Origin of the sequence: Anaeromicrobium sediminis (assembly GCF_002270055.1) — a bacterium.
Taxonomy (GTDB): domain Bacteria; phylum Bacillota; class Clostridia; order Peptostreptococcales; family Thermotaleaceae; genus Anaeromicrobium; species Anaeromicrobium sediminis.
Window position 1 is genome coordinate 186,045 of the sequence record NZ_NIBG01000002.1, and the last position, 15,668, is coordinate 201,712.

Consider the following 15,668-nt stretch of genomic DNA (forward strand, 5'->3'; position numbering starts at 1 on the left):
TTAAATAAATAGATATTAATAATATATAAAAAACATCTATCCGTTGAGGGTAGATGTTTTTTTATTTATTATAAAATTAATGTGAATAATTGTATAATATTAGATAAAATGTTATCTTTTATGAAAATGAAGATCTAATATTGAAGATTGAAAAATTAAATTCACAAGCATACCTTTTAGACTTACTAAATATAATAACTAGTGTTCGGATTTTTATGTTTATATTATTATACTAATATCAAAAAGATTAGAATATGAAAAACTGATTGTTTATAGTCATTTGATTAGGGTATTATTATATCCGAAAGGTTATTAATAGGGGGTGTTTTTTTTGGATGAAGTAATTAAGGCAGGTTGTACAAGACCTGAATTGATGAAAAAACCTGTAGAAGAAATTCAGGAAACATTAAATGACATTAAAGGGGAGGAGAAACAGAAAATGATAAGAGTAGGTAAACCAGCACCATTATTTACAGCACCAGCTTTTCATGAGGGAAAATTCATAAATGTAAATTTAGAAGATTATAAGGGGAAATGGGTACTACTATGCTTTTACCCAGGAGACTTTACTTTTGTCTGAGCTACAGAAGTTTCAGCGGTTGCTGAAAAGTATGCAGATTTACAAGCATTAGATATACAAGTTTTATCAATTAGTGTAGATTCTGTATTTGTTCATAAAATGTGGAATGATAACGAATTGTCAAAGATGGTTGGTAAAAACATACCATTTCCAATGTTATCAGATCAAGATGGTAGTATTGGAAAGATGTATGGAATATATGATGAAGATAGTGGAGTAGAAACGAGAGGGAGATTTATAATAGATCCAGATGGTATAGTTCAGGCCTTTGAAGTACTTACACCACCAGTTGGTAGAAATGTAGAAGAGTCTATAAGACAAGTAAAAGCTTTTCAACTAGTAAGATCTACAAAAGGTGGAGAGGTTACTCCTTCAGGGTGGAAGCCAGGAAAAACGACTTTAAAACCAGGACCAGAGCTTGTAGGAAATGTATGGAAAGAATGGAAAGTTAATGAGGCTTTTGAAGACTAATAATATAGAAACAATGAATATAAGTGTTAAATATGAATGTTTATAAAAGTTTATTGCCCCCTTTAGTATGAGGGGGTTTAACTTTTATACTAGATTACAAAATTACATTCTGTATAAGTCATATCTAAATAAAAACTTTTTATCACATCTTGTGCTAGTTTAAATCCCCAATCATGTGGGGACTTTTTCTTGCAGATTTTTTACTTTTTATTGGCTTCCATCGTAACACTGCCTTTTTAATTTTATCTTCAGGTAATGTGCTTCATGTGTAATGTTCCATGACTATTAAGATAGGTCATCATAAAGTCCTTCTAAGTTAGTAATCTTTATTTCACGTTTGTTAACTTCAATGAACCCTTTTTTCTCTAATTCACTTAAGGAACGTGAAATGGAAGGGGGTTGAGCATTAAGATAATCGGCCCACTTCTTTTTGGTATAAGGAATATGTATGGTTTTACTATTGGTACGTCTGTATTCTGCTAACAAATAAGAGATTATTTTTTTGTTCAGTGTACTGTGAGAAATGAGTTCCAGTCGGTTATTCATAAAGATAACTTGATTAGAAATGAACTCTAAGAACAAACTCATGACCTTTCTATCCATCATGAGAACCTTAGTAAATTCTTCTTTATCAATAAGCATAAGTTTGCAGGGACTTGTTGCTATTACTGTTCCTGCATAAGAGTGTTTCTTAGAGAAAACAGACGGAGCAGCAATAATATCATAAGCTTTTTTTGTAGCTACGATAATGGATTCTCCTGACATACGAATTTTTTGAATCTCTAAGGTACCATCTAAGAGAATGGACAAGGTATTGGATTTGTCATTGGGGCTAAAAATGATAATATCTTTATCAAATGTTTTAATTGTAAAGGTCATGGACCTCACTAATCGATAAATCTCTTCTTTTGTGGAATTTTTAAATATATAACAATTTTCTAATCCAAAAGTTTCAAGCAATTTACCTGCCTCCCCATATGTATTACCTCAAATCGTATTTGTTAAACATTACCTTTCCTAGAAGAAGAAAATAAGGTGAAAAATTAACGAAAGTTAAGGTTTTAGTATTTTTATTATAGTATAATTAATCCAAGATGTAAATGAGAATAATTATCATTATTAAAACCAGGGGAGGTATAAGATGAACTATTTAGGCATTGATATCGGATATTCTACCGTTAAACTTGCTTTAATTGATGAAGAACAACAAGTGAAGTATTCAGATTATAGATTTCATAAGGGTAAACTTAAAGAAATAACCTCTCATATGATTGATGAAGTATGTAAGCAATATGACAAAGCATCCATAGGTGGAGGAGCAATAACAGGTAGTGGAAAGACTTTATTAACTCAATATGAAGGAATAGAATCTGTTAATGAAGTTACAGCTTTAGTTGAAGGTGCTCTTTTAATCAACCCTCAGGTAGGTTCCATTGTGGAGTTAGGCGGTCAAAGCGCTAAGTATATTACAAATATAGAAAAAGAACAAAAAAGTGGTATGTCCATATCTATTAACTCCAATTGTTCGGCAGGTACAGGTTCCTTTCTAGAGGAGCAGATTCACCGTCTTGAACTAAACATCGATGATTACTCTAAGCATGCATTACGTGCCAAAAGTATACCAAGGATAGCAGGGCGTTGCAGTGTGTTTGCCAAGACAGATATAATTCATCATCAACAAGAAGGTGTTCCTGTGGAAGATGTCTTATTAGGTCTAGCTTATGCAGTGGCTAAGAATTATCGCTCAACCATAATTAGAAAAAGTCCTCTTATTAAACCGGTACTTTTTCTAGGTGGTGTTGCCCATAACGAAGGCATGGTTCAAGCCTTAAGTGATGTTTTGAAACTGGATAAAGAGGAGCTTATTATTCCACAGTATTTTGATGTAACCACTGCAATAGGATCAGCAGTTTTAGCAGCTAAAGAAGGTCATGTTATCAAATGGGATAATATCTTTAAGAGCATGGAAGACAGTAAAGAGGGCTTAATCCTTGATTCAGGTCTTAACATTCTAGATGGTTTAGGTAGACAAGAAAGTGAAAACAAACATGTGATTAAGTCTCAAGCCAATTCCCAAAAGGAAAAATCTTTCCTAGGCATTGATATTGGTTCCACATCAACTAATCTTGTCATCATGAATGAGAACAATGATGTGATAGCCTATCGTTATGTTAAAACATTAGGAGACCCTATTAATACAGTAAAAGGTGCACTTACTCAGCTGATGGATGAATTGAGTGATGACTATATTATTCATGGCATTGGTACTACAGGGTCAGGACGTTATTTAATTGGAAAAAAGCTAGGAGCAACTGTTATTAAAGATGAGATTACGGCACAGGCTACAGCCACACTGACTATTGACCCAGAAATAGATACTATTATAGAGATAGGTGGACAGGATTCTAAGTTTATTGTCATTGAGAATGGTGCTGTTAAGGACTTTCAGATGAACAAAATCTGTGCAGCAGGTACAGGTGCTTTTATTGAAGAACAAGCAAAAAAATTAGCTATACCTATTAATGAATTTGGTAATAAAGCATTAAGTAGTAAAAACCTCCTTAATTTAGGTGAGCGTTGTACTGTTTTTATTGAATCAAGCATTATGGAATATTTATCTAAGGGAGCACAGGAAGAAGATATAGCTGCGGGCTTATGTTATTCCGTTGCAAAGAATTATCTTCACAAAGTTGTAGGCCAGAAGAAGATAGGTAGCAAAATATCGTTTCAAGGTGGTGTTGCCTATAACCAAGGGGTTGTTAATGCATTTAAAGAATTAACAGGCAAGCCTATCCATATACTACCTTTTTTCAGTGTTACAGGGGCGTTTGGTGTAGGACGATTAGCTGCCAATGCTAGTGAAATGGGTAACGAAAAAGTGGATAGCCTTAATGATATTCTTCAACATCTCATGGAAGATGAGCATATAGAAAATGATAGAAATAATGAGTTAGCAGTTGGTAAGGAACTTAAAGACAATCGGCTAAATGATATGTTCCTTAAGGGTTATACAGGTAAGAGAGATCCTCTTAAAAAGACAGTAGGCATTCCTAGGGTTCTGTTTCTATACAAGCTCTTTCCAGCTTTTAATATTTTCTTCAAAGAGTTAGGTTTTAATACGGTCTTAACAGATATGTCCAATGAAGAAACTGTTGCTTTGAGCCAAGAATATGCGGCAGAAGATACCTGTTATCCCATTAAATTAGTTCATGGACATGTGGCTCAACTAATACAAGAGAAAGTTGATTATATATTCCTACCTAGCCTTCTTACTATGAAGCACGAAATATCCAAGTCAAGACGGGATTATGGATGTGTATATATGCAAAGTGTATCTAAAATAATTCAGCAGACCATGAATCTTGATGACTTAGGTATTGGTTTATTAGCACCTGTTTTATCTTTCGAGTTTGGTAAGGCGTACATGATGAAAACCATGTTGGAGTTAGGTAAGCAACTGGGTAAAAGTAAAGTAGCAACTATGATGGCTCTTCAAAAGGGTATGAGACATCTAGGTAATTATATGAAGGCCATTGAGGAAATCGGTCAAGAAAAGGTAAACAGTTTGAAACCAGATGAAAGAGCTTTTGTAATCATTACCAGAGCTTATGGTATTATTGATCCTATTTTAAATATGGGAATACCAGAGAAACTATCTAAGATGGGTCATAAGGTACTTACTTTATCACATTTACCTGCTCATGATGTAGATTTATCTGAGGAGTATCCAAATATGTATTGGCCCTTTGGTCAGCATATGATATCTGGTGCACAGATTATTAAAAATCACCCTAATCTATATGCTGTGTACTTAACAAATCATGGCTGTGGGCCCGATACAATCATATCCAAGTACTTTGAGGAAGAGATGGGAGATAAACCTTACCTTCATATTGAAGTGGATGAACACGCTTCAGCAGTAGGTGTAGTCACTCGAATAGAAGCATTTATTAATAGTTTAGATCAACATAAAAAAATCCATGAACAACCAAAGGACTTAATGGAATATCCTAAGCTATTAACCCATGAAAAAGTTAATATTAAATATGATTTTAGAGACCTGGACTTTGAAAAAGTACTTTATATACCTCATATTTTCCCATACTCAAAGCTATTTGAGAAAGATTTAAACAGGAGAGGCATTAGAGTAAAAACCATTAAACCTACAGACAAACAGGCACTTAAACGTGGTTTGGCTTATATAACAACTAAAGAGACCTTCTCTTTAACCACATTAATTGGTGATGTATTGGAACAAGTGGATAGGTGTGAAAAGGAACAAAACAGAGGTACTTTCCTAATTCCTAAAACTCTCGGTTCAGAAGTGCAAGGTCAATATAATCGTGTTATCCGTAATATTTTGGATAAAGAAGATAAGAAGGATACGCATATATACGCCCCATTTATTGAGGACATTATTTATGATGAAAAGAAGGCTAAGGATACTATACTCTTATTACTTGCTGGAGATTTAATCAATCTAGCCCCTGTACAGGTAAGGGATGACTATCTTCATAAAGTTCTTAATGTATTATCTAAAGAGGCATTGTCCTTTGAAAGAATAATAGAGTTAAGTAAAGAGGTGGGGAAAGAACTTGCTACAATTGGGCAAGATAAACCTCTTTTAGCCCTTGGGGAACCCCTGGTACTCTTTAATGATTTTCTTAATCAAAATACCCTGTATGATTTAGAAAAGAAGGGGCACTTGGTCCGTCGAGCACCACTTAGTGAGTATGTATTAGTCCTATGGTCACAATACCTTGAACAACCCCAAGTAGAGAAGTTGAAAGTAGGGCTTAAGAACTGCTTAGTAATAAAGAAAATGGTTATGACAGTCCATAAAATATTAGGGGACCATAGTCCATTCCTAGGGGAAAAGCATGTATCAGAGGAACCTCTAAGTAAGCACTATGTAGGCTCTGGCGGCAGATATAGAATGATGAAATCTCAGGATACAGAATGTTATAGGGGAATCATTACTCTATCTTCTATGTATGAGAATACAGGAACTATTATTCAGATTCTTCAAAGTAGACAGAAGAGTAAATTGCCAATCCTTAACTTAAGTTTTGATGGTACAGTCAACGAAACCTTAAATACCAAAATAGAGTCCTTCATGTATTATCTCAAATAGTTGGGAGGTGGCCATATGTTAACTATGTTGGATAGAGTCAGTAAGAATTATGATAAATTGAAAGTGGTGGAGGACTTAACCTTAACCCTTGAAGAAGGGAAAATCCATTGTATTGTGGGACCTTCAGGTTGTGGCAAATCTACAATACTAAATCTATTAGCAAATGTTATAGAACCAGATTGTGGTACTGTTAATACAAAGGGTGAGAAAGTAGGTTATATCTTTCAAGAGGACCGTCTTCTGCCTTGGGAAACCGTATTTGAAAATATAGCTATTGTGAGAAAAAATAAGGACACAAGGGCCATACAGAACATTATAAAAAATGTGGGATTACAAGGGTTTGAAAACTGTTACCCAGAAGAGCTAAGTGGTGGTATGAAACAAAGGTGTTCCATTGCTAGGGGCTTTTACTATGAAGCCAGTATTCTTTTAATGGATGAACCTTTTAAATCACTTGATCATGACTTACGTATAAGTATGATTAAGTACTTATTGAAGCTATGGGAGCAGACGAAAAACACCATTATTTTTGTCACCCATAATATAGATGAAGCTTTGTTATTAGGCCATCAAGTTATGGTATTATCAAAAGGGCCTACAAGGCCTATCAAACAATATAATATCAATACGCATCACAATGAACGTGATCTAACGGATACTTCATTAAACCATATGCGTAATGAGATAATTAATTTAATATCAAAGATAAACAGGGAGGATGTTGTGAATGAAAAAATTATTTAGCACCATATTCATTGCTTTAGCATTAATGATTTTATTCGTAGGTTGCGGTAGTAAAGAAGTAGATAAGGAAGAAGTTAAGGTTGAACCTGTTAATATTCATGTAATAGCTCCTAACGGAACACCAACATTGAGTATGGTGAAATTGTTTGAGGAAAATCCAAGCATGGGTGATGGTGTGACCGTTACCTATGAAAGTATTGCTGCAACAGATGTATTAGCTTCAAAATTGACTCAGCAAGAAGCAGATATTGCTATTGTACCAACAAATCTAGCGGCTAATATGTATAACAAAGAAGTACCTTATAAGTTAGCAGGTTCCAGTGTATGGGGAATACTTTATCTTGTTAGTACGGAAGAAGTTAATGGCTGGGAAGACTTAAAGGGTAAAGAAATAAGCATGATCGGTAGAGGTTTAACACCAGACGCTACTTTTCGTTATTTATTAACTAAGAACAATGTTGAGCCAGACAAAGATGTATCTCTTAAGTATTTCTCAGGAGGATCAGAGTTAGCTGCAAGTTTTATATCTGGTAAAGGTGAATATGCTTTAATTCCTGAGCCTCTTTTAACAAAAGTTCTTATGAAGCGTAAAGATGCAAAAGTAGTTCTTGATATGCAAAGAGAGTGGTCAACAGCCACTGGGTTAGAGAGCTATCCACAAGCTTCAATTATTGTAAGTGATGACCTAATCAACAATCACCCTGAAGTTGTAGATAAGTTTTTAAATGCCTATGAAGAAGGTATTAAATGGGCAAATGATAATCCTTTAGAAGCTGGTAAATACTATGAGAATTTAGGTATTGGTCTGAAAGCTCCTTTGATTAATAAAGCCATGGCAGGTTGCAACATTCGTTATGTGGGAGCAACTGATGCTAAAGAGTCTTTAGAGGCGTACCTTAATGTACTCTTTGAATTCAATCCTAAATTATTAGGAGGAAAACTTCCTGATGAAGGATTATACCTTGAAAGATAGGTCCTATATAATAATTTCCACAGTAGTCTTGATACTACTGTGGAAAATTACATCTATAATGGTAGGTCGCTCTATTATTATTCCGTCACCAGAGGAAACATTAGAAAATCTGGTGACCATTCTTATGTCTACGGATTTCTTAAGGGCTGTAATGAGCACTTTAACTAGAGTTTTAATAGGTTTTAGTTTATCTTTTCTATTGGCCCTTATTTTGGGGATTATATCAGCTTTTGTGACACCATTTTATTATTTACTAAAACCTATTGTACTACTACAAAAATCTGTGCCTACCATGGCTATCATTCTACTGGCAATTATATGGTTAGATTCAGAGATGGCCCCTATTCTAGTGGGATTTCTCGTTATATTTCCCATTATATATAGTGCTGTAGTGCAAGGGGTTAGGGATATGGATCCTAAGCTAATTGAGATGGCAAATGTCTATGAATTAAGCGTATATACCAAAGTAATGCGCATATATATACCAGCCATTCGCTCATCTCTTTTTTCAGTTATTTCAACTGCTTTAGGATTAAACTTAAAGATTACTATTGCTGCAGAGGTATTGAGTCAACCTAATATATCCATCGGTACCAGTTTCCAGATTGAGAAATCTACCTTAAACACTGCAGGGGTTTTTGCTTGGTCCCTAATTGCCATTTTTATTGCAGCACTTTTTGATATGATTATTAAGTACTTCAAGAAGAAATATGTACATCACTGATAGAGAATAAGGGCAATGTTTAAACTGAAGTTAAGTTTACATTGCCCTTTTACTTGTCCATGCTACTAGTAAAATGATTAGAAAATGTATATGTTCATGTGGACGAAGAACTATAGAAGTTATAAATTCGATTATAGGTCCATATTGTGTGATTAAATAAGATTATATCTATTGACAGATAAAGGAAAAAAAGAATATAATAAAAATGAGAATCATTATCATGAAGCTGAGTAATTTATTAAGTGAAAGGCCTTTTTTATTACAATATAATCGACGGTGACGTCGGTAGCGAAAAACTAAAGAAATTTTTCAGAGGCAGTTAAAGAATTATTAAAAAATATATTGAAGAGAAAAGAGGCGGTATGAAGTGAAAAATAGTAATGAAAAAGAGATGATTTTAAATGAAAACCTATGGAAAGTAATGTTTAAGTTATCGTGGCCAGCAGTAATTGCAATGATTTTATATGGGTTAAATACTGTAGCAGATGTAATTTTTGTAGGAAGATTTGTAGGGGAAACTGCTCTTGCAGGAGTATCTTTGGCATATCCTTTGACTCAGATAACATTGGGTTTAGGATCTTTAGTAGGTGTTGGAGCTGGCTCCGCTCTTAGCATTGCCATTGGTGCTAATGATTATGATACCCAGAAAAAATTATTAGGCAATGCAAATTACTTGAATATATTATTTGCTTTGATATTTACACTTATTGGAACTGTTTTTGCTACAGGGTTAGTGAAAATGATGGGTGGTTCTGGTGAAGAACTTATTTTTGGAGTGAATTATTTCAGAGTTACAGTCTATGGTGCATTTTTTTGGATAGCAGGCCTTGCTGGAAATATGATTGTTAGAGCAGAAGGGAAGATGAAGTCAGCTGCCGTTATGATGGGGATAGGCCTTATAGTTAATATTATTGCAAATTATATATTAATCGTTATTTTGGATTTAGGAGTTGAAGGTGCTGCCATTGGTACCAATATAGGTATGATTGTATACACTATAACTTCTTTAGTTTATTTTAGTAGAAAAAAAGCAAGTTTTGAGGCAAGACCTTTTTCAATTAACAGGGACAAAAAAATCATAAAGGCTATTATATCTATGGGAATACCTTCATTTATTATGACAATTATGTGCTTAATTCAGGCTATTGTTGTATTAAATGCCATAACTAATTTTGGAACAACATCTGATATAGCTTTTTATGGATTAACATATAGGGTATTTACATTTATGCTTACACCTATTTTTGGATTGATGCGTGCATTGCAACCAGTGATTGGAATAAATTTTGGAGCAACTAAGTATAATCGGGTAATTAGGAGTTTTAAGGTTTTTGCCATAGGAGGAGCATTGATTATGCTGCCCCTTTGGTTAGTCATGATGTTATCGCCTAAAATGATTTTGAACTTAATGTTACCAGGCAATAACTTTGTTTTTAGAGAGATTATGAACTTTAGAATTTATATGGCGTTACTTCCAATATTACCTATAATATTTATGGCAATGACTTTCTTCCCTGCTATTAATAAGGGAAAACAAGCATCTATCATGGGTATAGCCAGACAATTGTTATTTTATGTACCAGTTATGATGATAATGCCAAGGTTCTTTGGGATTAAATGGGTATATATTGGCTCCTTTCTAATAGATTTAATTATTACCTTATGGGCCGCTATCATCGTAGGTATGGAATTTAAGGTTTTAAAAGGTAGCAACGAAAAGTTGAATTTTGATATGGGCGAGAATTAATGAAGAATGTTGGCTTAATGGATTTAAAATAGAGAGAAAATATGTAGAATCTGTCTAAATACATGTTGAGACGGTAAGTTTCTTGAAAATAAGATTAAATTAGTATGCATTTTTGTATGAGTGAGTAGGGCTTAAGGCCCTACTTTTTATATTCAACAAAATTAGCGAGATAACGACAATAATAGGCAAAGGGATTTTGCAAAAATTGTATAAATAGTAATAATTACCAGTTAATTTGTAATGGGAGAAAGTTAAAAGTATGTACAATTCCTTTCACTTCATAATTGTACTAAACAATAAATCAAAAAATTCAAAAGTTAAAAAAATATTAGGAGGTGCTTTTTTTTGAAGATGTACAGAAATATTGTAATAAAAGGTGAAGAAATATACACACCAAAAAAGAAAGTAGATAACAATTATTTTGAAAGACATTTTAAAAAGTTCAGACAAGATAAAGAGGCTGGAGAGTTAATGAACTATTTTGGAAGGAATGAAAGATATTTCGTCTCCGAAGGAGAAAATACTTTGACTATGGCCATAGATGCTTCTAAAAAGGTTATAGAAAAGACAAAAACAAATCCAAAAGATATAGATATGATATTATTTACGTCTGATAATCCTGAATATGCATTACCAACAAATGCAGTTAAAATACATCAGGCTATAGGAGCTACAAATGCCCATATAGTTTTAGATATAAATGCTAATTGTATAGGAATGCTAACTTCATTGGATTTTGCTTGTAGATATGCAAAGAACAATGAAAAAATAAGAACTATTCTCCTAGTTGGTTCAGCATGTTTTAGTAAGATAACTAGAAAAGATGATGTTGTGTCATATCCTAATTTTTCTGATGGTAGTAGTGCTGTAATTTTAGAAGCAAAAGAAGAAAATAGAATAAGAGGATTTATAGATTCAAATTATACTACTTGTTCAGATATTTGTGATAAAGTAGAATATCCTAAATGTGGTTATTCTAATATAAACAAACCTGAGATATTAAAAGAAGATAAAAAAATGAATTTTATACGCCATGACGTTAGTTATTTCTCAGATGAATGGAAAAAAATTATGACAGATATGTTAGATGAAAATAGTCTAAGAATAGATGATATAGATCATTTTTTGTTTTCACAATTTAATAAAGAAGAAGTGAAAGAAACATTAGAGAAAATGGAGGTAGATCTTAATAGGCATACTTTTGTTGGAGAAAAATATGGGTATACAGGAGTAGCCTCCCCCATGTTTGCATTAAATGAAGCTATTAAGGAAGAGAAAATTAAAGAAGGTTCAAAACTAATGTTTTGTTCAGTAGGTGTAGGATATACAATGTCTACCATAATATATGTTTGCTAAAGATAAAAAAGACTGACTCATAAAAGAATCTTTTGAGTTCAGTCTTAGGGTGTCTCTAAAGAGTGAAGAACGTCATTCTTTAGAGATACATTTTTTATTTACCATGTTTACTTATAAGGATTAGTTTTAGCAAATTCCATTTTTACTCCTGTATCCTTTTGAACATTTTTAAGCTGCATTGCAGAAGTAGCAGAAGTAGGTGTAATCATTAATATTTTTTTAAATCCACTAGATCCATACAATTCAAAGCATCCTTTTAAAACTGGTAGCATATCTTTTGCAGAAGTTTTTAAATTTTCTGGATCTACAACCAAGGTATATTCAGAAGGTTTTACTTTAGATACCATACTGTTATAATCCTTTAAGAAAGATTCTCCATCTTCTGGTCTGAAAAATCCCCTTACCTCCATTAATATAACTTTTTTTCCATTGTCCCAAGAAATGTCATACTTAGCATGTGAAGCTTGCTTAATCATAACATTACTCCCCCCCTTTTTGTTTAGTATTGTGAGAAATTTTAAAGAAAGGATGTTTATCCTACGTGTGAATATTTAGTAATAATTTAATAGTACATAATTACCAAATTATTACTTAATTTCTATATTATTACATAAATTTATTTTTACTTCAATAAAAAAACAACTTCTTATGGAAATAGAGCATAAAACATTCTTGTGTTGTAGTTTCTTGAGAAATGAGTTTAAACACAAGGAAATTTTTTATATTATTAAATTTTTTCAAAATTTATATTCATCAAAACTATTAATAAAAGTGTATATTTTCATATTTTTTATATATTTTACAATATATTCAAAACAACTTGAATTATTATACTGTCCCTTACATTTTGCGTGTAGGGGTAAATACCTATGTTAGATTGTGAATGAATAAAAAAATAAAAGTTTGGAAAACTAAAAAAGTAGATTTATAGTACGAATAAAACCTTCGTACTATAAATCTAGATGAAATCTCAGGTAGTATAGAAAACGAACTTTATTAAGGGTATAGACATGCTGATTTTACGACAATTTCTTTGATATACCAACAATAGGCAATTAACAACCCTTGTAATTAAACGAAAGTTATGGTAAACTTTCAGTGTTGTCTGAATTTTAGAAGTTTTCAATTTGACGAAAGTGAAGGGTTTAAGCTATTCGTCCTTTGTTTTTTTGCAAGTTGATTACATTTGGATTTAGGCAAAAGTCATCTTAATATAGTCATGGAGGGGAAAGAGAAAATGACAGGTTTATTAAAACAATGGAATCAATTAAGTTTGGTTAAGCGAATTATTGTAGGTTTGACTATCGGAATTATTTTAGCTATTGTAGCTCCAAATGTAGCAAAGCCAATTGCTATTTTGGGTTCATTATTCGTAGGTGCTTTAAAAGCAGTTGCACCTATATTAGTATTCTTCCTAGTAATGTCTGCTATATCTCAACATAAAAGTGGACAAAAAACTAACATGAAATCAATCATCGTTCTTTATCTTTTAGGAACATTTTTAGCAGGTCTTGTTGCCGTTGTGGCAAGTTTCATGTTCCCAGTATCATTAACACTTGGTGCAGGGGTTGAGAATGTGGCGCCTCCAGAAGGAGTTACTGAGGTATTAAAAACATTATTAATGAATATAGTTGACAACCCTGTGAAAGCGCTTTCAAACGCTAACTACATCGGAATTTTAGGTTGGGCATTACTTCTTGGTCTTGCTTTAAAGAAAGCACCTGAAACTACGAAGACAATGGTTAGCAATTTCTCAGACGCTTTAGCTCAAATCGTAAGATGGGTAATCAACTTTGCACCACTTGGTATTATGGGTCTAGTAGCTGGTACAATCGCTACAAGTGGTATTGGAGCTTTACTAGACTATGGAAAATTACTTGCAGTATTAGTTGGTTGTATGGCTTTCGTGGCACTTGTTGTAAATCCAATTATTACGTTTGTTATGATTCGTCAAAATCCTTATCCACTTGTATTAAAGTGTTTAAGAGAGAGTGGTATTACAGCATTCTTCACACGTAGTTCAGCTGCGAATATTCCAGTGAATATGAACTTATGTGAAAGATTAGGTTTAGATAAGGATACTTACTCAGTATCAATTCCACTGGGTGCTACTATAAACATGGCTGGTGCAGCTATTACAATTTCTGTATTAACACTTGCAGCAGTTAATACACTAGGTATTCAAGTAGATATGGGTACAGCATTAATCCTGAGCATACTTTCAGCTGTAAGTGCTTGTGGAGCTTCTGGAGTAGCTGGTGGTTCATTACTACTGATTCCTCTTGCATGTAGTTTATTTGGTATTCCAAATGACGTAGCAATGCAAGTAGTTGGTGTAGGTTTTATCGTAGGGGTTATTCAAGACTCTTGTGAAACTGCACTTAACTCTTCAACAGATGCACTTTTCACTGCTGTTTCTGAATTTGCAGAGTGGAGAAAAGAAGGAAAAGAAATCGTTATTAGAAAAAATGATAAGGTTGCTTAATATGTAATGAAGCCCTCTATTGTAGTTATTAAACTAGGATAGAGGGCTTGTTATTTGGTTATATATATTAAGAATGGTTAGAAACTGTTGGAGCAAAGGACACATTATCTGATTTAGGATTTAAAGAAGATTATTATAAGTAATAAATTTTAGATCAGCATATGTAAGATATTAAATAAATGAGTAAAAATCACCTTGTATTTAAGAAAGAATTGAGTAAAAAATATAAATGAGGTGATTTTAGTGAAAAAGAAAAAAACTATAGAAAATAATATGAACAATTTTTTTAATGAAATGGCATATGAGCTTGCAGGTGACATTGGAGCTATTGACAACGAAGAAATGTTGAATAACAGTAATCTTATTACAGAAAAAAATACTCAAAAGAAAAGTAAGTTAAAAAAATAGAACTAATAAAAGGAAATATTAAATTACTAAAGAGGATTCCTAAAAATTTGGGAATCCTAATTATTTCATGAATCTATAAGAAAAGAATAGCAAACTAAACATAGCAGGGGAAACCCTGCTTATTATATTTAATAATTTGATTAGTCTAGTTATATTTTTTAAAAATATAACTAATTGGAAAAAGGGTGCTGTTTATAAGCTACTCCTTTTGCCAATGATATACTTTAAAAGACATTTTTAAATAAAAAAGTCATTCCTACTAGAATCATGTTAGAAAATTCTATTTGAAGTTGTAGAAAGAATACGAGCTTCTTGTTTTAGTGGGTTTTTCCATACATGAGAAATGGTAGATGGATAATGAATAGAATCTCCAGCCTTTAATAGATAATCAGTGTCACCTATAGTAACTATGAGAACCCCCTCAAAGACATACACAAACTCTTCACCCGCATGGGTCATACTTTGGCCGTGTTCAGTCTCTGGTGCTATGGTAACGATAAGAGTTTCCATTGTCCTACTTGGGAAATCACCACTAATTCGTATGAATTTTGATGGTGTTCCTTCGAGTTCAAATGTTTTATGATCTTCTGATTTAACAAGATATTTATTATCTTCATATTCTTGAAAAAAATAAATAATTGGAACATTTAAAGCATCAGCAATTTTCTTTAACGACATAATTGCTAAAGAAGAAGTACCATTTTCCACTTGAGATAAAAAGCTAACTGAAAATCCAGATTTTTCGCTTAAATCTTTTAAAGTAAGATTTTGTTGTTTACGCAGTGTCTTAATTTTTTGTGAAATTTCATTAATCATAATATCCCTACTTTTCAAAAATCTTTAAATATTGCATTTGACAAAAATTCTCTTTACACCATTCTAGTGTAAAAGGAAAATAAATTCAACCATAATAGAATTAATTTTCAAAAAACTAGCTGATAGAATAGGAAATTTACATAGTAAACAAAGGTTAAAAAATATGAATAATTTTTTACATACATTAAAAAAAATGGGGTTAAAATGAAATAATTATTAATTTTCTGAAA

General features: G+C 32.6%; 12 protein-coding genes. 9 read left to right on the forward strand and 3 right to left on the reverse strand.

Going from position 1 to position 15,668, the window contains the following annotated elements; translation table 11 throughout:
* The first annotated feature begins 331 nt into the window (after positions 1 to 331).
* Positions 332 to 1,051, forward strand: coding sequence for a thioredoxin-dependent peroxiredoxin (gene prxU, locus CCE28_RS22530; protein WP_242972887.1), 720 nt, complete (start codon positions 332 to 334; stop codon positions 1,049 to 1,051).
* A 285-nt stretch (positions 1,052 to 1,336) separates the two neighbouring features.
* Here prxU and CCE28_RS03810 read toward each other — a convergent pair whose 3' ends face one another.
* Positions 1,337 to 2,011, reverse strand: coding sequence for a Crp/Fnr family transcriptional regulator (locus CCE28_RS03810; RefSeq protein ID WP_095131152.1), 675 nt, complete (start codon positions 2,009 to 2,011; stop codon positions 1,337 to 1,339).
* A 181-nt stretch (positions 2,012 to 2,192) separates the two neighbouring features.
* Here CCE28_RS03810 and CCE28_RS03815 point away from each other — a divergent pair, with 181 nt between their 5' ends.
* From CCE28_RS03815 to CCE28_RS03840, 6 genes are all read left to right on the forward strand, one after another.
* Entirely contained in the window at positions 2,193 to 6,185 is a 3,993-nt protein-coding gene (locus tag CCE28_RS03815; protein ID WP_095131154.1) for an acyl-CoA dehydratase activase, read from the forward strand.
* 15 nt (positions 6,186 to 6,200) lie between these two features.
* Positions 6,201 to 6,929: an ABC transporter ATP-binding protein gene (locus CCE28_RS03820; protein ID WP_095131155.1), complete on the forward strand. Its 729-nt coding sequence runs from the start codon at positions 6,201 to 6,203 to the stop codon at positions 6,927 to 6,929.
* Positions 6,913 to 7,902, forward strand: coding sequence for an ABC transporter substrate-binding protein (locus CCE28_RS03825; protein ID WP_095131156.1), 990 nt, complete (start codon positions 6,913 to 6,915; stop codon positions 7,900 to 7,902). Before CCE28_RS03820 ends, CCE28_RS03825 begins: the two co-directional genes overlap by 17 nt.
* Complete coding sequence (locus CCE28_RS03830; RefSeq protein WP_095131157.1) at positions 7,877 to 8,626, forward strand: ABC transporter permease; 750 nt, start codon at positions 7,877 to 7,879, stop codon at positions 8,624 to 8,626. Before CCE28_RS03825 ends, CCE28_RS03830 begins: the two co-directional genes overlap by 26 nt.
* Before the next feature lie 367 nt (positions 8,627 to 8,993).
* A complete protein-coding gene (locus CCE28_RS03835) occupies positions 8,994 to 10,373 on the forward strand; it encodes an MATE family efflux transporter (RefSeq protein WP_242972888.1) in 1,380 nt (459 codons plus the stop codon).
* 351 nt (positions 10,374 to 10,724) lie between these two features.
* The gene (locus tag CCE28_RS03840; protein ID WP_242972900.1) at positions 10,725 to 11,729 is read left to right on the forward strand and encodes a 3-oxoacyl-[acyl-carrier-protein] synthase III C-terminal domain-containing protein; all 1,005 of its coding nucleotides are present in this window, start codon (positions 10,725 to 10,727) and stop codon (positions 11,727 to 11,729) included.
* 107 nt (positions 11,730 to 11,836) lie between these two features.
* Here CCE28_RS03840 and CCE28_RS03845 read toward each other — a convergent pair whose 3' ends face one another.
* The gene (locus tag CCE28_RS03845) at positions 11,837 to 12,205 is read right to left on the reverse strand and encodes a hypothetical protein (protein WP_095131159.1); all 369 of its coding nucleotides are present in this window, start codon (positions 12,203 to 12,205) and stop codon (positions 11,837 to 11,839) included.
* A 761-nt stretch (positions 12,206 to 12,966) separates the two neighbouring features.
* Here CCE28_RS03845 and sstT point away from each other — a divergent pair.
* Together sstT and CCE28_RS22110 are read left to right on the forward strand one after the other, a co-directional pair.
* On the forward strand, positions 12,967 to 14,214 hold the full coding sequence (gene sstT / locus CCE28_RS03850; RefSeq protein ID WP_095131160.1) for a serine/threonine transporter SstT: 1,248 nt from the start codon (positions 12,967 to 12,969) through the stop codon (positions 14,212 to 14,214).
* Between the two features lie 243 nt (positions 14,215 to 14,457).
* A complete protein-coding gene (locus CCE28_RS22110; protein ID WP_176461650.1) occupies positions 14,458 to 14,622 on the forward strand; it encodes a hypothetical protein in 165 nt (54 codons plus the stop codon).
* 270 nt (positions 14,623 to 14,892) lie between these two features.
* Here CCE28_RS22110 and CCE28_RS03855 read toward each other — a convergent pair whose 3' ends face one another.
* Complete coding sequence (locus CCE28_RS03855) at positions 14,893 to 15,438, reverse strand: cupin domain-containing protein (protein ID WP_095131161.1); 546 nt, start codon at positions 15,436 to 15,438, stop codon at positions 14,893 to 14,895.
* Positions 15,439 to 15,668 lie beyond the last annotated feature (230 nt).

Coding starts and splice junctions, on each gene's coding strand:
- CCE28_RS03845 (WP_095131159.1), bottom strand. CDS start 12,205: ATGATTAAGCAAGCTTCACATGCTAAGTATGACATTTCTTGGGACAAT.
- CCE28_RS03820 (WP_095131155.1), top strand. CDS start 6,201: ATGTTAACTATGTTGGATAGAGTCAGTAAGAATTATGATAAATTGAAA.
- CCE28_RS03840 (WP_242972900.1), top strand. CDS start 10,725: ATGTACAGAAATATTGTAATAAAAGGTGAAGAAATATACACACCAAAA.
- CCE28_RS03825 (WP_095131156.1), top strand. CDS start 6,913: ATGAAAAAATTATTTAGCACCATATTCATTGCTTTAGCATTAATGATT.
- CCE28_RS03855 (WP_095131161.1), bottom strand. CDS start 15,438: ATGATTAATGAAATTTCACAAAAAATTAAGACACTGCGTAAACAACAA.
- sstT (WP_095131160.1), top strand. CDS start 12,967: ATGACAGGTTTATTAAAACAATGGAATCAATTAAGTTTGGTTAAGCGA.
- CCE28_RS03830 (WP_095131157.1), top strand. CDS start 7,877: ATGAAGGATTATACCTTGAAAGATAGGTCCTATATAATAATTTCCACA.
- CCE28_RS03815 (WP_095131154.1), top strand. CDS start 2,193: ATGAACTATTTAGGCATTGATATCGGATATTCTACCGTTAAACTTGCT.